Annotated in this window: 22 protein-coding genes; 10 read left to right on the top strand and 12 right to left on the bottom strand. The window is 55.7% G+C overall.

The features are described 5' to 3' along the window. Positions 1 to 9: 9 nt before the first annotated feature. The 4 genes from AB8W27_RS05595 to dapA form a co-directional block, all read right to left on the bottom strand. Positions 10 to 870 (bottom strand): neutral zinc metallopeptidase, encoded by an 861-nt coding sequence (locus AB8W27_RS05595; protein ID WP_015742064.1) that lies wholly within the window; start codon positions 868 to 870, stop codon positions 10 to 12. 134 nt (positions 871 to 1,004) lie between these two features. Continuing rightward, positions 1,005 to 1,718 (bottom strand): phosphoribosylaminoimidazolesuccinocarboxamide synthase, encoded by a 714-nt coding sequence (gene purC, locus AB8W27_RS05590; protein ID WP_015742065.1) that lies wholly within the window; start codon positions 1,716 to 1,718, stop codon positions 1,005 to 1,007. 129 nt (positions 1,719 to 1,847) lie between these two features. Beyond that, entirely contained in the window at positions 1,848 to 2,882 is a 1,035-nt protein-coding gene (bamC, locus tag AB8W27_RS05585) for an outer membrane protein assembly factor BamC (RefSeq protein WP_041923808.1), read from the bottom strand. Positions 2,883 to 2,898: 16 nt separating this feature from the next. Continuing rightward, positions 2,899 to 3,777, bottom strand: a complete 879-nt coding sequence (gene dapA, locus AB8W27_RS05580; protein WP_007763133.1) for a 4-hydroxy-tetrahydrodipicolinate synthase — start codon at positions 3,775 to 3,777, stop codon at positions 2,899 to 2,901. Positions 3,778 to 3,924: 147 nt separating this feature from the next. Between dapA and AB8W27_RS05575 the strand changes: the two genes are divergently transcribed. Together AB8W27_RS05575 and bcp are read left to right on the top strand one after the other, a co-directional pair. After that, entirely contained in the window at positions 3,925 to 4,494 is a 570-nt protein-coding gene (locus tag AB8W27_RS05575) for a glycine cleavage system transcriptional repressor (protein WP_041923809.1), read from the top strand. Positions 4,495 to 4,496: 2 nt separating this feature from the next. After that, complete coding sequence (bcp, locus tag AB8W27_RS05570) at positions 4,497 to 4,967, top strand: thioredoxin-dependent thiol peroxidase (protein ID WP_015742069.1); 471 nt, start codon at positions 4,497 to 4,499, stop codon at positions 4,965 to 4,967. A gap of 45 nt (positions 4,968 to 5,012) precedes the next feature. Here the strand turns inward: bcp and AB8W27_RS05565 are convergent, their stop codons facing one another. Continuing rightward, positions 5,013 to 6,077, bottom strand: a complete 1,065-nt coding sequence (locus tag AB8W27_RS05565) for an AI-2E family transporter (RefSeq protein WP_007763141.1) — start codon at positions 6,075 to 6,077, stop codon at positions 5,013 to 5,015. Positions 6,078 to 6,300: 223 nt separating this feature from the next. Between AB8W27_RS05565 and bepA the strand changes: the two genes are divergently transcribed. Both bepA and arsC read left to right on the top strand, forming a co-directional pair. Next, the gene (gene bepA, locus AB8W27_RS05560; protein WP_015742070.1) at positions 6,301 to 7,767 is read left to right on the top strand and encodes a beta-barrel assembly-enhancing protease; all 1,467 of its coding nucleotides are present in this window, start codon (positions 6,301 to 6,303) and stop codon (positions 7,765 to 7,767) included. Between the two features lie 11 nt (positions 7,768 to 7,778). After that, on the top strand, positions 7,779 to 8,135 hold the full coding sequence (arsC, locus tag AB8W27_RS05555) for an arsenate reductase (glutaredoxin) (protein ID WP_015742071.1): 357 nt from the start codon (positions 7,779 to 7,781) through the stop codon (positions 8,133 to 8,135). A gap of 50 nt (positions 8,136 to 8,185) precedes the next feature. On the opposite strand, the gene AB8W27_RS05550 is transcribed toward arsC, so the two are convergent. The 3 genes from AB8W27_RS05550 to upp all read right to left on the bottom strand — a co-directional run bounded on the left by AB8W27_RS05550 (position 8,186) and on the right by upp (position 10,980). After that, complete coding sequence (locus tag AB8W27_RS05550; protein ID WP_015742072.1) at positions 8,186 to 8,887, bottom strand: DnaA inactivator Hda; 702 nt, start codon at positions 8,885 to 8,887, stop codon at positions 8,186 to 8,188. 96 nt (positions 8,888 to 8,983) lie between these two features. Beyond that, positions 8,984 to 10,273, bottom strand: coding sequence for a uracil permease (uraA, locus tag AB8W27_RS05545; protein ID WP_041923810.1), 1,290 nt, complete (start codon positions 10,271 to 10,273; stop codon positions 8,984 to 8,986). Between the two features lie 80 nt (positions 10,274 to 10,353). Next, positions 10,354 to 10,980 carry a uracil phosphoribosyltransferase gene (gene upp, locus AB8W27_RS05540; RefSeq protein ID WP_015742074.1) on the bottom strand — a complete coding sequence of 209 codons (627 nt, stop codon included), beginning with the start codon at positions 10,978 to 10,980 and terminating at the stop codon, positions 10,354 to 10,356. Positions 10,981 to 11,212: 232 nt separating this feature from the next. Here upp and purM point away from each other — a divergent pair, with 232 nt between their 5' ends. From purM to ppx, 4 genes are all read left to right on the top strand, one after another. Continuing rightward, positions 11,213 to 12,250: a phosphoribosylformylglycinamidine cyclo-ligase gene (gene purM / locus AB8W27_RS05535; protein WP_015742075.1), complete on the top strand. Its 1,038-nt coding sequence runs from the start codon at positions 11,213 to 11,215 to the stop codon at positions 12,248 to 12,250. Then, positions 12,250 to 12,891 (top strand): phosphoribosylglycinamide formyltransferase, encoded by a 642-nt coding sequence (purN, locus tag AB8W27_RS05530; protein ID WP_015742076.1) that lies wholly within the window; start codon positions 12,250 to 12,252, stop codon positions 12,889 to 12,891. Before purM ends, purN begins: the two co-directional genes overlap by 1 nt. 238 nt (positions 12,892 to 13,129) lie before the next feature. Further along, positions 13,130 to 15,190 carry a polyphosphate kinase 1 gene (gene ppk1, locus AB8W27_RS05525; protein ID WP_015742077.1) on the top strand — a complete coding sequence of 687 codons (2,061 nt, stop codon included), beginning with the start codon at positions 13,130 to 13,132 and terminating at the stop codon, positions 15,188 to 15,190. 3 nt (positions 15,191 to 15,193) lie between these two features. Beyond that, positions 15,194 to 16,735, top strand: coding sequence for an exopolyphosphatase (gene ppx, locus AB8W27_RS05520; RefSeq protein ID WP_015742078.1), 1,542 nt, complete (start codon positions 15,194 to 15,196; stop codon positions 16,733 to 16,735). 38 nt (positions 16,736 to 16,773) lie between these two features. On the opposite strand, the gene AB8W27_RS05515 is transcribed toward ppx, so the two are convergent. Then, positions 16,774 to 19,014 (bottom strand): EAL domain-containing protein, encoded by a 2,241-nt coding sequence (locus AB8W27_RS05515; protein ID WP_041923811.1) that lies wholly within the window; start codon positions 19,012 to 19,014, stop codon positions 16,774 to 16,776. A gap of 355 nt (positions 19,015 to 19,369) precedes the next feature. Between AB8W27_RS05515 and AB8W27_RS05510 the strand changes: the two genes are divergently transcribed. Continuing rightward, the gene (locus AB8W27_RS05510) at positions 19,370 to 19,573 is read left to right on the top strand and encodes a YfgG family protein (protein WP_071820308.1); all 204 of its coding nucleotides are present in this window, start codon (positions 19,370 to 19,372) and stop codon (positions 19,571 to 19,573) included. 338 nt (positions 19,574 to 19,911) lie between these two features. On the opposite strand, the gene AB8W27_RS05505 is transcribed toward AB8W27_RS05510, so the two are convergent. The 3 genes from AB8W27_RS05505 to AB8W27_RS05495 all read right to left on the bottom strand — a co-directional run bounded on the left by AB8W27_RS05505 (position 19,912) and on the right by AB8W27_RS05495 (position 21,713). Beyond that, a complete protein-coding gene (locus AB8W27_RS05505; protein ID WP_015742082.1) occupies positions 19,912 to 20,244 on the bottom strand; it encodes a hypothetical protein in 333 nt (110 codons plus the stop codon). 30 nt (positions 20,245 to 20,274) lie between these two features. Beyond that, positions 20,275 to 20,508: a type II toxin-antitoxin system Phd/YefM family antitoxin gene (locus AB8W27_RS05500; protein ID WP_015742083.1), complete on the bottom strand. Its 234-nt coding sequence runs from the start codon at positions 20,506 to 20,508 to the stop codon at positions 20,275 to 20,277. Positions 20,509 to 20,855: 347 nt separating this feature from the next. Continuing rightward, positions 20,856 to 21,713: an AraC family transcriptional regulator gene (locus AB8W27_RS05495; protein WP_071820309.1), complete on the bottom strand. Its 858-nt coding sequence runs from the start codon at positions 21,711 to 21,713 to the stop codon at positions 20,856 to 20,858. A gap of 183 nt (positions 21,714 to 21,896) precedes the next feature. On the opposite strand from AB8W27_RS05495, the gene AB8W27_RS05490 reads away from it, so the two are divergent. Continuing rightward, positions 21,897 to 22,415, top strand: a complete 519-nt coding sequence (locus tag AB8W27_RS05490) for a hypothetical protein (protein WP_015742086.1) — start codon at positions 21,897 to 21,899, stop codon at positions 22,413 to 22,415. The last annotated feature ends 35 nt before the right edge of the window (positions 22,416 to 22,450 follow it).

Below are 22,450 nucleotides of genomic sequence, written 5' to 3'. Positions count from 1 at the left end.
CTTTCTGCGTTACAGCGCATTGCCAAAGGTGTTGCACTGCGCCGGATCGCCGCTGTCAAAACCGCGTTTAAACCAGCTGTAGCGCTGATCGGACGTGCCGTGGGTAAAGCTGTCAGGCACAACGCGCCCCTGGCTTTGCTGCTGAAGACGATCGTCGCCAATCGCCTGCGCGGCGTTGAGCGCCTCCTGCAAATCGCCGGTTTCGAGCACGCCCTCTTTGTGCATGGCGTTGCCCCAGACGCCTGCAAAACAGTCCGCCTGTAACTCAAGGCGCACCGAGAGACGGTTCACTTCCGTCTGCGAGGCATTCTGCTGGAGCTGGCGCACTTTCGGCTCGATGCCGAGCAGCTTCTGCACATGGTGGCCGACTTCGTGAGCGATAACATAACCCTGCGCGAAATCACCGCCTGCGCCGAGCTTCTCTTTCATTTCGTCATAGAAGGAGAGATCGATATATACCGTGCTGTCCGCCGGGCAGTAGAACGGGCCCATCACTGACTGGCCTGTGCCGCAGCCGGTGCGGGTCGCGCCGCGGTACATCACCAGTTTCGGGTCCTGATAAGTACGGCCCATTTTCTGGAATTGCTGGCCCCAGCTCTCTTCAGTCGTGCCGAGAATAACCGAGGTGAATTTCGCCGCTTCGTCTTCGTTCGGGCTGATGGAGCGTGATGCCTGCTGACTGACCGGCGCGCCGCCAGTCAGAAGCCCGGTGAGATCGACGCCGTAATAACTGGCGACCACCACAACCACCAAAAGCACCAGCCCGCCTTTTCCGGCAGGCAGGCGGAATCCGCGTCCGCCCATCATCGGCGAACTGCTGTTTCGTCTGTCTTCCACGTTGTCGCTTTCGCGACGTCCTTGCCAACGCATACTCTGACCTCATCACTACTTTCAATTATTATGATAATGATCGTAGGTGGTTCAGGCGCGCTTTACCATAAGAAAACGGGGGAAGGCGCAGGGTATGAGGGCCATACCCTGCGAAAAATCGAAGGGAAAAGCGGTTAGTCGAGATTTACGCCAAGACGGCGAGCGACTTCTTCATAGGCTTCAATCAGGCCGCCCAGGCTCTGGCGGAAGCGGTCTTTATCCATTTTATCCATGGTTTTTTTATCCCACAGACGCGCGCCATCTGGCGAGAACTCATCGCCCAGCGTCACTTCGCCGTTGAACAGACCAAACTCCAGCTTGAAATCAACGAGGATCAGGCCCGCGTCGTCAAAGAGCTTTTTCAGCACGTCGTTGGCTTTGTAGGTCAGCTCTTTCATGCGCGCGAGGTTTTCCTGGCTCACCCAGCCGAAGGTTTCGCAGTAGGATTCGTTAACCATCGGATCGTGCATCGCGTCGTTTTTCAGGAACAGGTCGAACAGCGGCGGGTTAAGTTCGATGCCCTCTTCAATGCCGAGACGCTTCACCAGCGAGCCCGCCGCGCGGTTGCGAATAACGCACTCCACCGGGACCATATCGAGCTTTTTCACCAGCGCTTCGGTATCAGAAAGCAGCTGTTCCATTTGCGTCGGAATGCCCGCTTCGGCCAGTTTGCTCATGATGAAATAGTTAAACTTGTTGTTCACCATTCCCTTACGGTCAAACTGCTCAATGCGGGCGCCGTCGCCTGCTGACGTATCATTGCGGAACTCGAGCACCAACAGATCCGGGTTTTCCGTGCTGTATACGGTTTTCGCTTTGCCACGATACAACTCAGCTTGCTTTTGCATCTTTATTACTCCAGGTATGGTGACCGCTCGCGCGGCCTGATGATTTATCACAAAATTTGCCGGTTTCTGCCGACGCACACGTTTGCGTATGCCACAGAAAAAAGGGCCGGAGTGATCCGGCCCTGCGTATTACTTGCTGAATGCAGCCTGGAAGGCGGCGACCAGCGCGTCGTTCTGCGACTGGGTCAGCGTATGGCCTTTCGGGTCGATGAACTGCAGGCTGGTGCGGTTATCGAGATCGCCGACCTGAAGTTTGTAATCGCCGTTAGAGAGGCCCGGATCGCGCGCGCCCAGTGCCTGCCAGTCGCTGTCTGACAGCGCTTTGTAGGTCACGGCGACGCTGCCCGTGGAACGGGTGGAGTCGGTCACTTTCATGCCCACTTTCGCGAGCGTATCCGGCAGGCGGTTCCACACGGCGTTAAACGGCGCGCGAACGACCAGTACCGGCAGGCCGACATCGTCGGAACCGCTGGTCACGTCGATCTGCGACGCGGTGCGGTTATCGGCGGCGTTCTGGCGCGCGGTGTCGTTTTTATCAACCCCGGATGCGATTGCGTTCAGCATTTCAGCGCTGTAACGCTGCAACGAGGCGGTATCCGCCACTGGTTTGCCATCCTGCTCAAGATTGATGAGCTTCACCACCAGCGCCTGCTGGTAGCCCTGCGGCTTCACGCTGACCTGATAACGGCCGCGATATTGCTGATCTTCATCGGCGCGGTTCCACTGCACCCAGTCAGTGTTAAGCGTCTGGGAGGCGTCGTCGCGTTTCTCGATCGTGTAATTGAGCGACTGTACTACGCTGACCACCTGCGGCCAGAGCGAACCGTTGCGGCCGCTTTCCAGCAGCAGCGTGGCGGTGTCGCCAGTGAACTGGGTACGCGCGCCGCTGACCAGCGCCAGCGGCTGTGTTGGCGGGCGAATATCAAGCTGTTTGCCAACCGGGCCGTTGCTACGAGAGGCCGGGATGTTATAGTCGCCGTTTTGCACCGGCAGGATCATCCCGGCCGGGGCGTGCAGTTCTGCCAGCGGAGCCGCGTCCAGATAGGACTCGTCGCCGCTCACCTGACGCTTATAGCGCGAATCGGAACTACAGGCGGCGAGCAGCATCACCAGCGATACGGTTGCTACTTTCGCCACACGCGACTTCTGTACTGAGTAAGCCATCAAATCTCCCTAAACTTTACAGCAGACCGGCATGCTTAAGCGCGGAGCCAATAATGTCGCGACCGGCATCGGTAATCGGCGTCATCGGCAGGCGCAGCGTATCGGTCGCCACAAGTCCCAACTCCTTACAGGCCCATTTCACCGGGATCGGATTGGGTTCGACAAATAATTTATGGTGCAAAGGCATCAGGCGACGATTGATGATGCGCGCATCGTCAAACTTCCCTTCCGCCGCGAGCCGGCACATATCGGCCATATCGCGCGCCGCGACGTTGGTGGTAACGGAAATCACCCCGTGGCCGCCAAGCTGCATGAAGTCCATCGCCGTGGCATCGTCGCCGCTTAACAGCGCGAAATCATCAGCGACCAGCTCTTTGATCAGGTGAACGCGGCTTAAGTTCCCGGTCGCTTCTTTGATACCGACAATATTTTTAATTTTCGCCAGACGTCCCACGGTCTCCGGCAGCATATCGCAACCGGTACGGGACGGCACATTATAGAGGATCTGCGGCAAGTCGGTATGCTCCGCGATAGCTTTAAAATGCTGGAACAGGCCTTCCTGAGTCGGACGGTTGTAATATGGCGTAACGGTCAGGCAGCCTGCGATGCCGCTGTCATTGAAACGCTGGGTCAGGCCGATGGCCTCGGAAGTGGCGTTCGCGCCCGTGCCTGCGATAACCGGGATGCGGCCGTCGGCAAGCTCCAGCGTCATCATCACCACCTCAACATGTTCGTCATGGCTGAGCGTAGCGGATTCCCCGGTCGTCCCGACCGATACAATCGCCGACGTTCCGTTAGCGACATGGTAATCAATCAGTTTTTTCAGGCTCGCCCGGCAGACATTACCTTTTTCATCCATCGGCGTGATAAGCGCGACAATACTTCCCGTGAACATTGGCCATCCTCTGTGCAAACTGGAGCCTCAATGGTACGTTTGGTGCCGTAATAAAAGCAAGCGGCCAGGGGGCGCTATGCGGTTGTATGGCGGATTTTTTTATGGTTTCCTAAGGATTAATTCATCGTTTCAACAGGAAGCACAGGTTTGACATCCTCATCCCCCCATTATCTGGTGATTACCGCGCTGGGCGCCGACCGCTCGGGTATCGTTAACACTATCACCCGCCATGTCAGCAGTTGCGGCTGCAATATCGAAGATAGCCGTCTGGCGATGCTGGGAGAGGAGTTCACGTTCATCATGTTGCTGTCCGGCAGCTGGAACGCGATTACGCTGATTGAATCCACGTTGCCGCTTAAGGGCGCCGAGCTGGATTTGCTGATTGTGATGAAACGCACCACCGCCCGTCCGCGCCAGGCGATGCCGGCGTCCGTCTGGGTACAGGTAGAGGTAGAAGACTCACCGCATCTGATTGAGCGCTTCACCGAACTGTTCCATTCTCATGACATGAATATCGCTGAACTTATCTCGCGTACGCAGCCTGCGCAGGAAAATAAGTCCGCACAGCTCTATATTCAGATAACGGCGCACAGTCCGGCCTCACAGGATGCGACGATTATCGAACGGCCTTTCCGCCAGCTCTGTACAGAGCTGGACGCGCAAGGCACTATTAGCGTGGTTAATTATCCACAGCAAGATGAACAGGATGGAGTGTAGTGATGAATCCACTGAAAGCCGGTGATATCGCACCGAAATTTAGCTTGCCCGATCAGGACGGTGAACAAGTAAATTTGACCGACTTCCAGGGACAGCGTGTTCTGGTTTATTTCTATCCCAAAGCCATGACGCCGGGCTGCACCGTCCAGGCATGCGGGCTGCGCGATAATATGGATGACCTGAAAAAAGCGGGTGTGGAAGTGCTGGGCATCAGCACTGATAAACCTGAAAAGCTCTCGCGTTTCGCTGAAAAAGAGCTGCTTAATTTCACGCTGCTCTCGGATGAAAATCATCAGGTGAGCGATCAGTTTGGCGTCTGGGGCGAAAAATCCTTTATGGGGAAAACCTATGACGGCATTCATCGCATCAGCTTTCTGATCGATGCCGAAGGCAAAATCGAGCATGTGTTCAATGATTTCAAAACCAGCAATCACCACGATGTGGTAATGGCCTGGCTGAAAGAGCACGCCTGAATACGCGTTGCCGGGCGGCGCAATGCCTGCCCGGCTTGTACGACGTTACTCTTGCGCCGTCGGCGTCGTTTCCGGCCAGGCGTGAGCCACCGCTTTAATCAGCGTCGCCAGCGGAATGGCGAAGAAAATCCCCCAGAACCCCCACAGCCCGCCAAAAATCACCACCGAGAGAATAATCACCAGCGGATGCAGATTCACCGCCTCTGAGAACAGCACCGGCACCAGCACGTTGCCGTCCAGCCCCTGAATAATCAGATATACCGCAAAGCAACTCCAGAACTCCGTGCCCATGCCGAACTGAAACAGCGCCACGCATACCACCGGAATGGTCACCATAAACGCGCCGATATACGGGATGAGCACGGAAATGCCCACCAGCACCGCCAGTAATAGCGAATAGTTAAGCCCGAAAATCAGAAAGCCTATCCACGTGGCGACACCCACCACAATCATCTCCAGCACTTTGCCGCGAATGTAATTGGTGACCTGCTGGTTCATCTCCACCCAGACCTGGCCTGCCAGGCCGCGGTTGCGCGGCAGCACGCGCCGCACCGCGTTGAGCAGTTGTTCTTTGTCTTTAACCAAAAAGAACACCATTAGCGGCACCAGGATCAGATAGATGGCGAGCGTCAGCAGGCCCACCAGTGAGGCGAGCGAATATTTCACGACGGAATCGCCAAGCGTAATGATGCGGGTGCGCATATTTTCAGCGATCGCATCGATAATGCCCGCGTCCATCAGCGCCGGGAAGCGCTTCGGCAGCGTCGCCGCAAAATCAGAGAGCTTATTGAGCATGCCGGGAATATCGCGGATCAGGTAAATCCCCTGCTGCCAGGCCACCGGCACCACCACGAACGCCATTACCAGCACAATGCCGATAAAGAGCACCAGCACCAGCGTCGCGGCAAGCCCGCGCGAACAGCCGATGCGTTGCAACCGTGAAGTCGGCCATTCCAGCAGATAAGCGAGGACGATAGCCACCAGCAGCGGCGCCAGCAAACCGTGGAGAAAGAAGAGGATACAAAAACCGGCGACCAGAATCGCCAGCAGCGCTATCGCCTCCGGATCGCTGAAGCGACGACGATACCACTGGGTTAACATTTCAAGCATAAAAGACCTTCCCTGACGGGTGACGGCACAGGCGCGAGGGCGAATTGTATCGAAATGTCACAAAAAAGACCGTGATTTTTGTGCCCCCTGGCAGACAACCCGCCGTCGGATGAATATGATTTCCCGACGCATTTGTAAAACGGACTTCCCAGCCAGGCGCGCAGACTGAACAAAGCGATGCCGGGCGGGTCAAAAGAGACTCTATACAGACGGGAAAGAGGCTATGTTCAGGCAGTTGAAAACGACACTGGTTGCAACGCTTATCGGCAGTATGCTGGCAGGCCCGCTTGTGCCCGCCTTTGCAGCGGATCCGGCCGACGGTTTGCCGGATATGGGCACGTCAGCGGGCAGCACGCTCTCTATCGGTCAGGAACTTCAGATGGGCGATTATTACGTCCGTCAGCTGCGCGGCAGCGCGCCCCTGATTAACGACCCGCTACTGGTGCAATATATCAACGGGCTGGGTATGCGTCTGGTCTCGCACGCCGATTCGGTAAAAACCCCTTTCCACTTCTATCTCATCAATAACGACGAAATTAACGCCTTCGCCTTTTTCGGCGGCAACGTGGTGCTGCACTCGGCGCTGTTCCGCTATGCCGATAACGAAAGCCAGCTCGCCTCGGTGATGGCGCACGAAATCTCCCACGTTACCCAGCGCCATCTGGCGCGCGCGATGGAAGATCAAAAGCGCAGCGCCCCGCTCACCTGGGTCGGCGCGCTCGGCTCTATACTGCTGGCGATGGCGAGCCCGCAGGCGGGCATGGCGGCGCTCACCGGCACGCTCGCCGGTACTCAGCAGGGCGTCATCAGCTTTACCCAGCAGAACGAACAGGAGGCCGACCGCATCGGCATCCAGGTGCTGCAACGCTCCGGCTTTGATCCGCAGGCGATGCCGACCTTCCTCGAAAAATTGCTCGACCAGGCGCGCTACTCCACACGCCCGCCGGAAATTCTGCTCACGCACCCGCTGCCGGAAAGCCGTCTGGCGGACGCCCGTAATCGCGCGAACCAGATGCGCCCGGTGGTATCGCAATCCTCCGAGGCGTTTTACATGGCGAAGGTGCGCACACTGGGCATGTACAACTCCGGGCGCAACCAGCTCACCAGCGATATTCTGGATTCGCTCGCCAAAGGCAATCAGCGCGAACAGCACGCCGCGCAGTATGGCCGCGCCTTGCAGGCGATGCAGGATAAACGCTTCGCCGAGGCGCGCCAGCAGCTGGAGCCGCTGTTGCGCGCGCAGCCGGGCAACGCCTGGTATCTTGACCTCGCCACCGATATTTCGCTTGGCGAGCACAAAGCGCAGGAGGCGATTGACCGTCTGAAAAGCGCGCCGGATCTGAAAACCAATCCGGTGTTGCAGCTTAACCTCGCCAACGCGTATCTGGAGGGCAGTCAGCCGACGCAGGCGGTGACTATTCTTAACCGCTACACCTTCACCTGGCCTGATGACACCAACGGCTGGGATCTGCTGGCCCAGGCGCAGGCGGCGCTGGGCAATCGCGATCAGGAGTTAGCGGCGCGCGCCGAAGTGATGGCGCTGCTGGGTAAACTTGATCAGGCGATTACGCTGCTTAGCAGCGCCAGTTCGCAGGTGAAACTTGGCAGTCTGCAACAGGCGCGCTATGACGCTCGTATCGATCAGATCCGCCAGTTGCAACAGCGCTTCCGCCCTTACGAAAAAATGTAACAGGAGAGACCATGTCCCGGGACGTGACGATTTACCATAACCCGCGCTGCTCGAAGAGCCGCGAAACCCTGAGCCTGCTGACCGAACGCGGCATTGAGCCTGATGTCGTGCTGTATCTGGAGACGCCGCCGGATGCGGCGACGATCAAAACGCTGCTGAAACAGCTCGGGTTCAGCCAGGCGCGTGAACTGATGCGCACGAAAGAAGAACTCTACAAAACGCTGGATCTGGCCGACGCGTCGCTCAGCGAAGAAGCGCTGATCCAGGCGATGGTGGCTAACCCGAAACTGATTGAGCGCCCGATTGTGGTGAGCGATGGCAAAGCCCGGCTGGGGCGCCCGCCGGAACAGGTGCTGGACATCCTCTAAAAAAAACGCCGCGATCGCTTCTCGCGGCGTTCTTCTTTCTACGACGGCTTTTACAGCCCGAGCGTGTCTTTTACAAACGGGATCGTCAGCTTGCGCTGGGCGCTGATCGAAGCGCGATCGAGCTGATCGAGCGTCAGAAACAGCGTGCGCATTTCGCGATCGAGGCGTTTTAACAGAAAACGGCCCACATCCTCCGGCAGCTCGAAACCGCGCATCCGCGCGCGCAGTTGCAGCGCCTGGAGCTTATCGTCATCGGAGAGCGGCTGGAGCCGGTAGATTTGCCCCCAGTCGAGGCGCGAGGCGAGATCGGGCAGCTTCAGGTTCAGCTGGCGCGGCGGCCGGTCGCCGGTGATAAGCAGCCGGGTATTGCCTGATTCCAGAATGCGGTTGTACAGATTGAAGATAGCCATTTCCCAGAGCTCGTCGCCTGCGATGCACTCGATATTATCGATGCACACCAGCGAGAGTTGCTCCATGCCTTCCAGCACTTCCGGGACAAACCACGTGCGTTTATCCAGCGGCACATAGCCGACCGCGTCTCCGCGTTGCGAAAGCTCGGCGCAGGCGGCATGTAGCAGGTGGCTGCGTCCGCCCCCCTCCCGGGACCAGAAATAGATGTAGCCGCTGCGGTCGTGACGCAGCATCGTCTGGAGTGCGGCTAATAAAGAGGGGTTGTCGCCCGGCCAGAAGCTGGCAAACGTTTCGTCATCGGGCAGCCAGAGCGGCAAGGAGAGCTGTGCCGGTGTGTTCAGAAGGACCTCTTCAAGGACATGCGAAAAAACGCATTGAGTCTATCACACAATCGCTTCGCTGTTGAACCGGGCGGACAGCGCCGCCCGGCAGGAGGATCACTGCGGCGATTTTTCCTGCTCGTCAGCGTCAAGCACCGTCTCTTCAGGGCGCAATACGTTGATAAGTTTGAAAATCAGGCTCAGCGCCACGCCAACGATCGTCGCCAGCGCCATGCCTTTCAGCTCGGCCGCGCCGACATGGACTTTCGCGCCGCTGACGCCGATGATCAGGATTACGGAGGTCAGGATTAGGTTCTGCGCCTTGCTGTAATCCACTTTAGATTCAATCAGTACGCGAATACCGGAGGCGCCGATCACGCCGTAGAGCAGCAGTGAAACCCCGCCCATCACCGGTACCGGGATAATCTGGATCGCCGCCGCCAGTTTGCCGACGCAGGAGAGCAAAATCGCGATAATCGCGGCGCCGCCGATAACCCAGGTGCTGTAGACGCGGGTGATCGCCATAACGCCGATATTTTCGCCATAGGTCGTGTTCGGCGTGGAGCCGAAGAAGCCCGAGATGATCGTCGAGAAACCGTTAGCGAACATCGAGCGGTGCAGGCCCGGATCGCGAATAAGATCTTTTTTCACGATATTCGCCGTCACCACAAGGTGCCCGACGTGTTCGGCGATCACCACCAGCGCCGCAGGCAGAATGGTGAAGATGGCAAACCATTCAAAGCGCGGCGTGTAGAACGTCGGCAGCGCGAACCAGTGGGCATTGGCAATCGGCGCGGTATCCACCACGCCCATCGCGAAAGAGAGCGCATAGCCCGCCAGTACGCCGATGAGAATCGGGATGATCGCAAGGAAGCCGCGGAACAGCACCGAGCCGAACACCGTGACCGCCAGCGTGACCAGCGAAATAGTAATGGTGGTGGAATCCGCCGTCTGGCCTTCCGCTGGCAGCAGCCCTGCCATATTGGCGGCGACGCCTGCAAGCTCAAGACCGATAACCGCGACAATCGCGCCCATCGCGGCAGGCGGGAACATGACGTTCAGCCAGCCGGTGCCCGCTTTTTTCACAATCAGCGCCACGATACAGAACAGCACGCCGCAGACGATAAACCCGCCAAGCGCCATCTCGTAGCCAAGCGGCAACAGCAGCAGCACCGGGGAGATAAAGGCAAAGCTTGAGCCCAGATACGCCGGGATTTTGCCTTTGCAGATAAAGAGATATAGCAGCGTTCCGATGCCGTTAAACAGCAGCACGGTGGCCGGGTTGATATGAAACAGGATGGGCACCAGCACGGTTGCGCCAAACATGGCGAACAGGTGCTGCAAACTAAGCGGGATAGTCTGTAAGAGCGGCGGACGTTCACTTACCCCGATAGCACGGCGCGTCATAGCGTTTTCCTCAAGAGTGTTGATGTGTGATGTTTAAGTGTGGGACCAAAAAAAAGCCGACTAATAAGTCGGCTTAATGTTTATTTCGTACCAAATATTTTATCGCCCGCATCGCCGAGGCCCGGAATGATGTACCCGTGCTCGTTAAGCCCCTTGTCGATGGACGCGGTATAGAGTTCGATATCCGGATGCGCATTCTCCAGCGCCTTGATGCCTTCCGGCGCGGCAACCAGAACCAGCACCTTAATGCTGGTGCAGCCCGCTTTTTTCAGCAGGTCGATGGTGGCGATCATCGAACCGCCTGTCGCCAGCATCGGGTCGACAACCAGCGCCATGCGCTCGTCGATGTTAGAGACCAGCTTCTGGAAATACGGCACCGGCTCCAGAGTTTCTTCATCACGGTAAACGCCGACCACGCTGATGCGCGCGCTCGGGACGTTCTCCAGCACCCCTTCCATCATGCCAAGACCGGCGCGCAGGATAGGCACAACGGTAATTTTTTTGCCTTTGATTTGCTCGATTTCCACCGGGCCGTTCCAGCCTTCGATGGTCACTTTTTCGGTCAGCAGATCGGCCGTAGCTTCATAGGTCAGCAGGCTGCCCACTTCAGAGGCGAGTTCACGAAAACGCTTGGTGCTGATGTCATGCTCGCGCATCAGGCCCAGCTTGTGTTTAACCAGCGGGTGTTTCACTTCAACGATCTTCATTCTCTTTCTCCCCAGCAAGATGGCAACCACAAAAAAAATCGCCGGATTATACCGCTTTTTGCAGGCTGCGCCATACGTAATGGGCTTGATCGGGATCAACCGAACAGAAGTCAGTCATCTTATAAGTGTGTTTTATTCAGCGCAACAAGCGCTCGCAAACGTTTGCCTGGACTGTTAGAATTGCCGCGATTTCTCTACTACCACCAACCGCAACCGCGTGGGGACTTTAGCAGTGACCGACAAAACCTCTCTCAGCTATAAAGATGCCGGTGTTGATATTGATGCTGGTAACGCTCTGGTCGACCGTATCAAAGGCGTCGTGAAAAAAACCCGTCGTCCGGAAGTGATGGGCGGCCTGGGCGGCTTCGGCGCCCTCTGCGCGCTGCCGCAGAAATACCGCGAGCCGGTACTGGTCTCCGGGACGGATGGCGTCGGCACCAAGCTGCGTCTGGCGATGGATCTGAAGCGTCACGACACTATCGGCATCGACCTGGTGGCGATGTGCGTTAACGATCTGGTGGTACAGGGCGCCGAGCCGCTGTTCTTCCTCGATTACTACGCGACCGGCAAGCTGGATGTGGATACCGCGGCAAGCGTGATTAACGGTATCGCAGAGGGTTGCCTGCAGTCCGGCTGCGCGCTGGTCGGCGGCGAAACGGCGGAAATGCCGGGCATGTATCACGGCGACGACTATGACGTGGCCGGTTTCTGCGTCGGCGTAGTGGAAAAATCAGAGATTATCGACGGCTCGAAAGTCGCCGACGGCGACGTGCTGGTAGCGCTGGCCTCCAGCGGCCCGCACTCCAACGGCTATTCGCTGGTGCGTAAAATTCTTGAAGTGAGCGGCGCGGACCCGCAAGCCACCGAGCTTGACGGCAAACCGCTAGCCGATCACCTGCTGGCGCCGACCCGCATCTATGTGAAGCCGGTGCTGGAACTGATTGAGAAGCTTGAAGTTCACGCCATCGCCCACCTGACCGGCGGCGGCTTCTGGGAAAACATTCCGCGCGTGCTGCCGGACAACACCCAGGCGGTGATTGATGAAGCCTCCTGGCAGTGGCCCGCCGTCTTCAACTGGCTGCAGCAGGCGGGCAACGTCAGCCGTCATGAGATGTACCGCACCTTTAACTGCGGCGTCGGGATGGTTATCGCCCTGCCAGCCACAGAGGCAGATAAAGCCGTAGAACTGCTCAACAGCCTTGGCGAAACCGCGTGGAAAATCGGCGCGATTAAAGCCTCCGATGCCCAGGAACGCGTGGTTATCGCGTAATGAAGCGCATCGTAGTGCTGATTTCCGGCAGCGGCAGTAATTTACAAGCCATTATCGACGCCTGCGCGCAGAAGAAAATCAACGGCGTGATTAGCGCCGTCTTCAGCAACAAGGCCGACGCGTTCGGCCTCGAACGCGCGCGCGAAGCCGATATTCCCGCCCATGCGTTAAGCGCAGCCGATTTTGCGAGCCGCGAGGCGTTTGACCGCGAACTCATGCAGGAGATAGACGCTTACGCGCCGGATCTGGTGGTGCTGGCAGGCTATATGCGCATTCTGAGCCCGGCCTTCGTGGCGCACTATGAAGGACGACTGCTGAACGTTCACCCTTCCCTGCTGCCAAAATATCCGGGGCTGCATACGCATCGCCAGGCGCTCGCCAACGGCGATGAAGAGCACGGCACGTCGGTGCATTTTGTGACAGACGAGCTGGACGGCGGCCCGGTGATTTTACAGGCCCGCGTCCCGGTATTCTCCGGCGATAGCGAAGAAGACGTCACCGCGCGCGTTCAGGCGCAAGAGCATGCCATCTACCCCCTGGTGGTAAGCTGGTTTATCGACGGTCGCCTCGCGATGCGCGAGGGTCGCGCCTGGCTGGACGGGCATCCGCTCCCACCGCAGGGTTACGCTTCCGAAGAGTGATTAAAGGGCCGCGAGGCCCTTTATTTTTTCTGTCCTCTGCCGTTAATTCAGTCATCGGCACTGAAAACTTGCCCGGCAACATCACGGTTTCACAGGCTTTTTTGTCGGTTTCTCGAAAGCCTGCGGATAACTGTCATACTTTTCTGGCACAGTTGGACAGAGCATGACAAAGCTCGCCATAATAACCCCGAGACGGATTTGCCACGTCCCGAGTTAATCAACCGGAGTGTGAGTAGTAATGGGTCAGGAAAAGCTTTATATCGAAAAAGAACTGAGCTGGTTATCGTTCAACGAACGCGTATTGCAGGAAGCGGCGGATAAAACCAACCCGCTTATCGAACGCATGCGCTTTCTGGGCATCTACTCCAATAACCTTGATGAATTTTATAAGGTCCGGTTTGCCGAGCTTAAGCGGCGCATTATCATCAGCGAAGAACAGGGCTCGAACTCCCACTCTCGCCACCTGCTGGGCAAGATCCAGTCTCGGGTGCTGAAGGCGGATCAGGAGTTCGATGGCTTGTATAACGATCTGCTGCTGGAGATGGCGCGCAACCAGATCTTCCTGATTAACGAACGCCAGCTTTCTGAAAACCAGCAGGTGTGGCTGCGCCACTACTTCAAACACTACCTGCGCCAGCACGTCACCCCAACGCTGATAAATCGCGATACCGATCTGGTGCAGTTTCTGAAAGACGATTACACCTATCTGGCGGTCGAAATTATTCGCGGCGAATCCATTCGCTATGCGCTGCTGGAGATCCCGGCCGATAAAGTGCCGCGCTTTGTGAATCTCCCGCCGGAAACCCCGCGACGCCGCAAGCCGATGATTCTGCTAGATAACATTCTGCGTTTCTGCCTGGATGACATTTTCAAAGGCTTTTTCGATTACGACGCGCTGAACGCCTATTCCATGAAGATGACGCGCGATGCGGAATACGATCTGGTGCATGAGATGGAATCGAGCCTGCTGGAGCTGATGTCCTCAAGCCTCAAGCAGCGCCTCACCGCCGAACCGGTGCGTTTCGTCTACCAGCGCGATATGCCGGACGCGATGGTGCAGATGCTGCGCGAAAAGCTCTCTATCTCGCGCTATGACTCCATCGTGCCGGGCGGCCGTTACCATAACTTCAAAGATTTCATTAGCTTCCCGAATGTCGGCAAAGCCAATCTGATCAACAAACCGCTGCCGCGCCTGCGCCACATCTGGTTTGATCAATTCCGCAACGGCTTTGACGCCATCCGCGAGCGCGACGTGCTGCTCTACTACCCGTATCACACGTTCGAGCATGTGCTGGAGCTGCTGCGTCAGGCGTCGTTCGATCCGAGCGTGCTGGCGATTAAAATCAACATCTATCGCGTGGCGAAAGACTCGCGCATTATCGACTCGATGATCCACGCCGCGCACAACGGCAAAAAAGTGACCGTCGTGGTGGAATTGCAGGCGCGCTTTGATGAAGAGGCGAATATCCACTGGGCGAAACGGCTCACCGAGGCGGGCGTGCATGTGATCTTCTCGGCGCCGGGTCTTAAGATCCACGCCAAGCTGTTTCTTATCTCGCGCAAAGAGGGTGACGACGTGGTGCGCTACGCGCATATCGGCACCGGCAACTTCAACGAGAAAACCGCGCGCCTTTATACCGACTACTCGCTGCTGACCGCCGATGCACGCATCACCAATGAAGTGCGCCGGGTGTTTAACTTTATCGAGAACCCCTACCGGCCGGTGAGCTTCGACTACCTGCTGGTGTCGCCGCAAAACTCACGCCGCCTGATGTACGAGATGATCGATCAGGAGATCGCCAACGCGCAGCAGGGGCTGCCGTCGGGGATTACCCTTAAGCTGAATAACCTCGTCGATAAAGGCCTGGTGGACCGCCTCTATGCGGCCTCCGGCTCCGGCGTGCAGGTTAACCTGCTGATCCGCGGCATGTGTTCGCTTATCCCGCAGCTTGAAGGCCTGAGCGATAATATTCAGGTCATCAGCATCGTAGACCGCTATCTTGAGCATGACCGGGTCTATATTTTCGAAAATGGCGGCGATAAACGCGTTTATCTGTCGTCTGCCGACTGGATGACGCGTAATATCGACTACCGCATTGAGGTTGCTACGCCGCTGCTGGACCCGCGCCTTAAACAGCGCATTCTGGATATCATTGATATTCTGTTCAGTGATACGGTGAAAGCCCGTTATGTGGATAAAGAACTGAGTAATCGCTATGTGCCGCGTGGCAATCGCCGCAAAGTTCGCGCACAATTGGCGATTTACGATTACATAAAATCTCTGGAACAGCCTGAATAATCTATGCCGATAATTTCTGATGCTCCACGACCGGAGGAATTTGCTGCGGTCGATCTCGGCTCTAACAGCTTCCATATGGTGATTGCCCGTGTGGTGGATGGCGCCATGCAAATCATTGGTCGTCTGAAACAGCGCGTACATCTGGCCGATGGGCTGGATGAAAATAATATGCTGACCGAAGAGGCGATGGAGCGCGGCCTCGCCTGCCTCTCCCTGTTCGCCGAGCGCCTGCAGGGTTTTTCCGCCGCTAACGTCTGCATCGTGGGTACCCACACGCTGCGCCAGGCGTCGAACGCTACGGATTTTCTGCGTCGCGCGGAAAAGGTCATCCCCTATCCGATTGAAATTATCTCCGGCAATGAAGAAGCGCGTCTGATTTTCATGGGTGTGGAACATACCCAGCCGGAGCGCGGACGCAAGCTGGTTATCGACATCGGCGGCGGCTCGACGGAACTGGTCATCGGCGAAGATTTCGAACCGCAACTGGTGGAAAGCCGCCGTATGGGCTGCGTCAGCTTCGGGCAGCATTTCTTCCCGAACGGCGAAATCACGCCGGATAATTTCCGCCGCGCGCGTCTCGCCGCCGTACAAAAGCTCGAAAGCCTCGCCTGGCAGTATCGTCTTAAAGGCTGGACCGTGGCGCTTGGCGCTTCCGGCACCATTAAAGCCGCACATGAAGTGCTGGTGGAGATGGGCGAAAAAGACGGTTTTATCACGCCAGATCGCCTCGATATGCTGCGCGATGAAGTGCTGAAATTCGGCCATTTTTCGGCACTCACCCTGCCGGGTCTGTCGGAAGAGCGTAAAGTGGTCTTCGTGCCTGGCCTGGCCATCCTTTGCGGCGTGTTCGACGCGCTGGCTATTCGCGAGCTGCGCCTGTCAGACGGCGCGCTGCGCGAAGGCGTGCTCTATGAGATGGAAGGCCGTTTCCGCCATCAGGATATCCGCATTCGCACCGCCCAGAGCCTCGCCAACCAGTACCATATCGACAGGGAACAGGCGCACCGGGTGCTGGATACCACCATGCTGATGTATGAGCAGTGGGAACAGCAGAACGCGAAGCTTGCGAACCCGTCGCTGGCGGCGCTGCTGAAGTGGGCGGCGATGCTGCATGAGGTTGGGCTTGGCATCAATCACAGCGGGTTGCACCGCCATTCGGCCTATATTCTTCAAAACAGCGATCTGCCGGGCTTTAACCAGGAGCAGCAGATGATGATGGCGACGATGGTGCGCTATCACCGCAAGGCGATTAAGCTCGATGAGTTGCCGCGCTTTACGCTGTATAAGAAAAAGCAGTTCCTGCCGCTGATCCAGCTGCTGCGCCTCGGCGTGCTGCTGAATAATCAGCGCCAGGCGACCACGACGCCGCCGAGGCTGGTGCTGAACACCGATGAGAATCACTGGACGCTGCGTTTCCCGCACGACTGGTTCAGCCAGAACGCGCTGGTGCTGCTGGATCTCGAACGCGAGCAGCAGTACTGGGAAGGCGTCACCGGCTGGAAGCTGAATATCGAAGAAGAAGCGAGCCCGGAAGTGGCCGCCTGAAACGCAAAACGGTGAGCCTGGCTCACCGTTTTTTTTAACTATCGCGTCGCCGTTTCCGGTTTCGCCACAATGAGCGACTCCAGCGGCTGCGGTTTGCCAATCACATACCCTTGCAGATAATCGATACCGAGCGAACAGGCGACGTTTTTAATCTCTTCGCTTTCGACATACTCCGCCACCACCTGCATGTTCTTCATCCGCGCCAGATGGCACATCGATTCGACAATTTGATAATCCAGACTGCTGGTAACGATATTGCGAATGAAGCTGCCGTCGATTTTTAAAATATCGGCGTTAATGCTTTTCAGCCGCGCATAGCTGGCGTAGCCGGTGCCGAAATCGTCAATCGCAATACGACACCCCATTGCGCGCAGCCTTGAGAGCGTGACCTGCGTCTGTTCCACATTGGTGAACGACTGGCTTTCGGTGATTTCGAAAATCAGCTGCCAGGGCTCAACGTGATAACGCGCCAGCAGCCGCTGGACCTCACCCGGAAACGGCACGCGGCAGACGGTGGCAGGCGTCAGGTTGATGGAGAAACGGCTGGCGGGCAGTTGTTCGCGCCATTCGTCCATGAATTTCAGCGTGCTTTCCAGCACCATCAGGTCGATGCGCGACGAGAGGCCGAACTCATGCGCCACCGGCAGGAAAATCTCCGGCGCGATAAGCTCGCCGTCATCGCCGCGCATACGCAGCAGGATTTCGTAATAGCTGTCGCCGCGCATCCCTTCGATCCGCTGCGCCATCAGACGGAAGTGATGGTTATCCAGCGCCTGCTGCAAGCGGTTGAGCATATCCACTTTCAGCTTCACGGCTTTTTGCACATGGTTGGCGCCGCGACACTGCAAACTTTCAGGCTGATTGGTGGCAAGCGACAAATCCGCCATCGTGCTCATTTCGCCAAGCAGCAGATGCAAATGCGTGACTGGCGAGCGCACAAAGCTGTAGCTGATGCCGACCTGCGGCTGTAACGGCATACCATCCCACATAAAGCGGAACTGCCGCACGCGTTTATCCAGCGCGTCGATGCGTTCGAGATAGGATTCCGTATGAATACGCAGGACTACATCGTGCCCGGAAAGCTGATACGCCAGCTCATCCGGCAGCAGGATCTGGCGCAGCCACGCCGCCATTTGTTGCTTGTAGAGAATGCGCAGCATTACCCCGTAGTTACGCCCGAGCAGCTCAAGCTCAGGAATACGCATAAAGCACAGCACCGACCAGGGCGCTTTGCCGAGATCCCGGTTCAGCGCCCGCAGATTCGGCATGTGGCTTAACGGGTCGATCAGCGCCAGACGACGGCCGCGCAAGTGCATCGCGCGCTGGCGAGTGGCGGTCAGCGCCATGAACACGATGACCAGTGAAAACACGCCGTAGCTGGAGGTATTTATCACCATCTGGGTTTCGTAGCCGGGCACCGACGGGAAATAGAGATAGTAGTAGTGGCACAGCAGCGCCAGCACTGGCGTCCAGGCGGTGGTAATAAAGAAATAGCCGAAACGCATCGCGCCCCACAGCATTACAGGCAGCAGCAGCGAAAGCGTATACGTGGTGCTGAACAGCGAACTGTTATCGCTCGTCGGCTGCACCAGACAGCCGAGCAGGAACAGAATAATGCCAAGCCAGATAACCACTTCCGCTTTGCTGACTTTCTTATCGCGCTGCGCCCGCGCCTGGGAGAGAAAGCTTTTGAGATAGCGTGGATGGCGCAGCACGCGGATAAGCAGATAGAAAAATGGCATGCCAGTGAGGCAGCCGACCAGCACAGCCTGGTAGCTGATAAGCGTCAGCACGGTAAAAGGGTTATCGCCCGTCAGCGATGTCGGCCGCTCATACAGCCCGAGAAACGCGGCTATCTGGTAAAAGAGCATAAACACCGAAGCATTGAAAAACACCAGCCAGAACATGCGCTGCGAACCGCTGCGAGCGTGCCACCAGGAAACGGCATGTTGACCTGGCGCGAAAATGCGGTAGCCCGCCCAGCTCAGCATGGTCGGCACGAAAAAATTCAGCAACGTGACAGAGAGATCTAACAGCCCGACGTTGCGGTGATAATAAACCACGACGCCAAGGGCGATGCCGGGCAGCGCGCGACGACCATAAATCATAATGAAAGCGCTAAGCAGCGACAGCGGCAGGTAATAAAGCACCACCAGACCGCCTTCAATATGGACGTAGGTATTCCCGGCGCGGGCGAGTGGTAATAACAGCAGCGGTAATACCAGCGGCAGGGCCCACCATTTGTCTTTATTTTTCTTGAGTGTTTCAACCGATAACATAGATGCTCGATACCAGACTCCCGTTCCCGGGCAAGAATTTCAGGCAGGCATCCGACCTGGCTGTTGATATGCGCGACAGACCGGAGCCGAACGCGGCGCGGTTAACCAATCTTAGCCAGAGGAAACCGCTTTCCATTGATATACATCAACTCATGCAGCCGCACCAGACGGGAACCGGCATTTGCAGAAAAAGACCTTTATCACTTTATTCATCAACTGCTTAAATCCATTAATAAAAAACAGATTCGGCGGATCCGTACAGAATTTTACATGATGAATAATTGACCTCTTCGTCTCGCTGTGCCTTAATATTTACGTCGCCCGCAGTTGACGGGTAAACCTGAAGGGTAAAGGCGTGTCACAGGCCACCAGCATACGAAGACGGGACAGATTTAACGGTCGAATGACCCGTATTGTACTGCTTATCAGTTTTCTTTTCTTCTTTGGTCGCTTTATCTACTCCGCCGTCGGCGCGTGGTATCACCACCAGGATAAAGTCCAGGCCCAGCAAATCAGCATGTCTCTCGACGCCTCCTCGCAGCAACAGCAGCCACGCTAGTGTCTTAAGCTCCCTTTGCGACGTCAGAAAACGCCCGCAATCGATTATGAGCGGGCGTTTTTGTTCCATTCCTTCCATGATTATAAGCCTGGATGTAAAGTAAAGCCGGGACAGCATAATGTGGTATGTATTCAGCGAAGTACTGATTAGCTGATAAATAATTTATAGCGCTGATATTCAGCTATTACAAAAGCGTAAGGGCAGTAACGCGCCTGCTGGCGATCTTGCACTCTGCGTTTGTCGGGAATGGAGCGGAGCGATTTATAACGCCATTCTTATCAGGCTGGAGGGCATTGAAAACTATAGGTAAACGATAATTTTTACCTTTCTTAATACCCTCAGGCCATTATCAGACGCTTAAACAGCAGCGGCTGGACATCCTGCCGATGCGCCAGGATCGCATGCGCGGTCACTAAGGTTCCGTCTACGGAATACAAAACCCGATAGCCTTCAGCGTTATTAAACTCCCGGTATTTTGCGCAGCCAATTTTCAGGAGTTCAGGGCAAATCTGGCAGACCAGCGGGAACTGGCCAACGGTATTCTCAAACTGTGTGAGAATATCTGCGATAACCGGGTGTGAATCAGTATCAACACGGCGCAGGAAACCCTCAATTGTATCAATGCAGTGCTTTACCGTAAGCGTGTACTCAAAGGTCACCTGCTGTTCCATGGAAATCCCTTAACGTTGAGCGCGCTACGTTTAATCCTTAAGTCCACTCAGCAACTGGTCTTTCGAGAACATGCGCCCATCAGCTTTATCTTTCTCTGACAAGGTAAGCAGCTTCAGCAAAGCAATGGCATTTTCCCGCTCCTGCTGCTGGTCACAGGACTCGATAACATAAGCAGGCACACCATTTTGTGTGACCAGGATGGGTTCTGACAGATCAAGCGTTGCTGCGTTCTTTTTAACGTAGCTGATTGTCTCTACTTTCATTGTTCATTAGCCTGGTGGTCATGTCTCGGTTTTGATACAGACCATATTTAGACCACCAATAAGACCTCATGCAACCCTGCTCTTCCTGGAAATCAGCCCGGTCTTGCGGTCTTCCAACATGCAAATGCCCTGGCGAATGAACATCAAGAGAATTACAGGATCCTGCATGACGCCATCAACCACACCATCAAAGCAACCCCACGTGCTGAACGGATAATTGCTGCTTATGACCACGCTAAAACTGGAGCAGACAGCAGCCTGTTGACAGCCCATATTGGGGACATGAAACATTCTCCTGCATTTATGGCGATCCTATTTTCGGCTGACTGATATAACCAGTATTTAAGTTACTGACGGTAAGCCTTTCTGTACTGAAGAGGAGACTTCCCTATATGCTTACGGAAGCTGGTGATAAACCAGGCATAACCCAAATATCCCACTTTTCCCGCAATTTCTCTGACACTGAGTTGTGTATGAATCAGAAGTTCACAGGCCTGCCGTAAACGCCGCATTGTCAGGTATTCCTGAAGCGTTCCTCCCGTTTCATCATTGAAACGACGACACGTATGGCCCAGAGAGCATCCTGCTACTGCCGCAATTTCTTCCAGCGAACAGCTTTCATGATAATGCTCGTCAATCCAGCGAATAAGCCGAGTGGAAAATGTCTTCTGTCCGGATTCGGTTTCAGCCTGTGGCAACAGACTCAGTAGCTGCATGATCAGAAATACATTGTCGCTAACCGAAAAAAAATCATCTGTCATCTGTTTTTCAAAACGTACCAACAATAATTCCACATAATCCTGTATATCACTGATATCAAACACCCGAGCAGGTTCACTCCGTTCACTTATCTGACGCAGCACTGACTGCTGTCGTGGGAAATCCCGGAGATAATGAATAACGGTCAGAGCGTTAAAATGAAGGGTTGTACGGTGATAATTATTCCGCGGACTCTGTTCAACAAACACCTTGTGTAATTTACCCGGAGGGAAAATAAATAGCCTTCCGGGACGGATCGTATATTTTCGATGATCTACTAATACAATTCCCACTCCACGGGAGACAAAAAGGATCTCTATACACTGATGCCAGTGATAATAATTGGCAGGAACATCTTCCAGCATTCGATTAAAATAAATGGAGTTCTCCTTGAGAGAAATCCGTTCCAGGCAGCATGCTTCTCCCTTCAGGTTTTCTTTTTCCATGTCACCCTCCATTGTTAGTAAAATTAAACTTTCGTTAATATCGTGAAATTTTCCTGCTTTTCGCCAGCAAAATTCATTTTATCTTTCCTCTACCGCTCTAAAATTCGACAGAAATCACAATTAAAATGGTGTTTTAGTTTTTTACTGTGCGCCATTCCAGTCCGGAAAGAGAAAGTGAATAGAATGCACGGCAAGCAAAATCACCCTCAGATCGCATTGTGCTGGATAGCGAATGCGGCACGACATTTTTCGCCTGGCCATTCACGAATCAAAATGGGTGAAACCTCGACACCGTACCCGGCCGACATCGCTGAGCCGCTGGAACCGGTCCAGGCTATTCCTGAAGCGAGTCAGTTCATCATTTATGACACTCATCAGGAGCATGCCTGGATGCTGATGCTCAGTACCGATGACAGCTACTTTAGCGGTCGTCGTGAGTGCCGGGACGTCGTGATGGCCAATGCGTGGCTGCGCAGTGAATGGTTTCCCTGGCCGGATGTGGGAGTGATTACCTGGCTGCTGCCATCCCTACGGGGACAACTCCGCATTTACCAAGCATCTGCTCCACGACAACTGAAAGCGGTGAAGACGGGTTCTCCATTAATTTCCATGCAGAAGCAGCTACCTGTACCGACAAATATCACATTCGATGACCTATACCCGAAACTCACGCTTTCTGGCAGGGCCATTTCCATTACATAGCAACTCATCACCGTGACTTTTAAATGGAGTACATT

The organism is Cronobacter turicensis (assembly GCF_041222865.1).
GTDB classification, from domain to species: domain Bacteria; phylum Pseudomonadota; class Gammaproteobacteria; order Enterobacterales; family Enterobacteriaceae; genus Cronobacter; species Cronobacter turicensis.
The sequence above is the reverse complement of the archived record's forward strand: the minus strand, read 5'-3'. Positions and strand labels throughout refer to the sequence as shown.

Excerpts from the sequence above, each read along its gene's own strand:
- AB8W27_RS05595 (WP_015742064.1), bottom strand. The coding sequence starts at position 870 with ATGCGTTGGCAAGGACGTCGCGAAAGCGACAACGTGGAAGACAGACGA.
- purC (WP_015742065.1), bottom strand. The coding sequence starts at position 1,718 with ATGCAAAAGCAAGCTGAGTTGTATCGTGGCAAAGCGAAAACCGTATAC.
- bamC (WP_041923808.1), bottom strand. The coding sequence starts at position 2,882 with ATGGCTTACTCAGTACAGAAGTCGCGTGTGGCGAAAGTAGCAACCGTA.
- dapA (WP_007763133.1), bottom strand. The coding sequence starts at position 3,777 with ATGTTCACGGGAAGTATTGTCGCGCTTATCACGCCGATGGATGAAAAA.
- bcp (WP_015742069.1), top strand. The coding sequence starts at position 4,497 with ATGAATCCACTGAAAGCCGGTGATATCGCACCGAAATTTAGCTTGCCC.
- AB8W27_RS05565 (WP_007763141.1), bottom strand. The coding sequence starts at position 6,077 with ATGCTTGAAATGTTAACCCAGTGGTATCGTCGTCGCTTCAGCGATCCG.
- bepA (WP_015742070.1), top strand. The coding sequence starts at position 6,301 with ATGTTCAGGCAGTTGAAAACGACACTGGTTGCAACGCTTATCGGCAGT.
- arsC (WP_015742071.1), top strand. The coding sequence starts at position 7,779 with ATGTCCCGGGACGTGACGATTTACCATAACCCGCGCTGCTCGAAGAGC.
- uraA (WP_041923810.1), bottom strand. The coding sequence starts at position 10,273 with ATGACGCGCCGTGCTATCGGGGTAAGTGAACGTCCGCCGCTCTTACAG.
- upp (WP_015742074.1), bottom strand. The coding sequence starts at position 10,980 with ATGAAGATCGTTGAAGTGAAACACCCGCTGGTTAAACACAAGCTGGGC.
- purN (WP_015742076.1), top strand. The coding sequence starts at position 12,250 with ATGAAGCGCATCGTAGTGCTGATTTCCGGCAGCGGCAGTAATTTACAA.
- ppk1 (WP_015742077.1), top strand. The coding sequence starts at position 13,130 with ATGGGTCAGGAAAAGCTTTATATCGAAAAAGAACTGAGCTGGTTATCG.
- ppx (WP_015742078.1), top strand. The coding sequence starts at position 15,194 with ATGCCGATAATTTCTGATGCTCCACGACCGGAGGAATTTGCTGCGGTC.
- AB8W27_RS05515 (WP_041923811.1), bottom strand. The coding sequence starts at position 19,014 with ATGTTATCGGTTGAAACACTCAAGAAAAATAAAGACAAATGGTGGGCC.
- AB8W27_RS05505 (WP_015742082.1), bottom strand. The coding sequence starts at position 20,244 with ATGGAACAGCAGGTGACCTTTGAGTACACGCTTACGGTAAAGCACTGC.
- AB8W27_RS05500 (WP_015742083.1), bottom strand. The coding sequence starts at position 20,508 with ATGAAAGTAGAGACAATCAGCTACGTTAAAAAGAACGCAGCAACGCTT.
- AB8W27_RS05495 (WP_071820309.1), bottom strand. The coding sequence starts at position 21,713 with ATGGAAAAAGAAAACCTGAAGGGAGAAGCATGCTGCCTGGAACGGATT.
- AB8W27_RS05490 (WP_015742086.1), top strand. The coding sequence starts at position 21,897 with ATGCACGGCAAGCAAAATCACCCTCAGATCGCATTGTGCTGGATAGCG.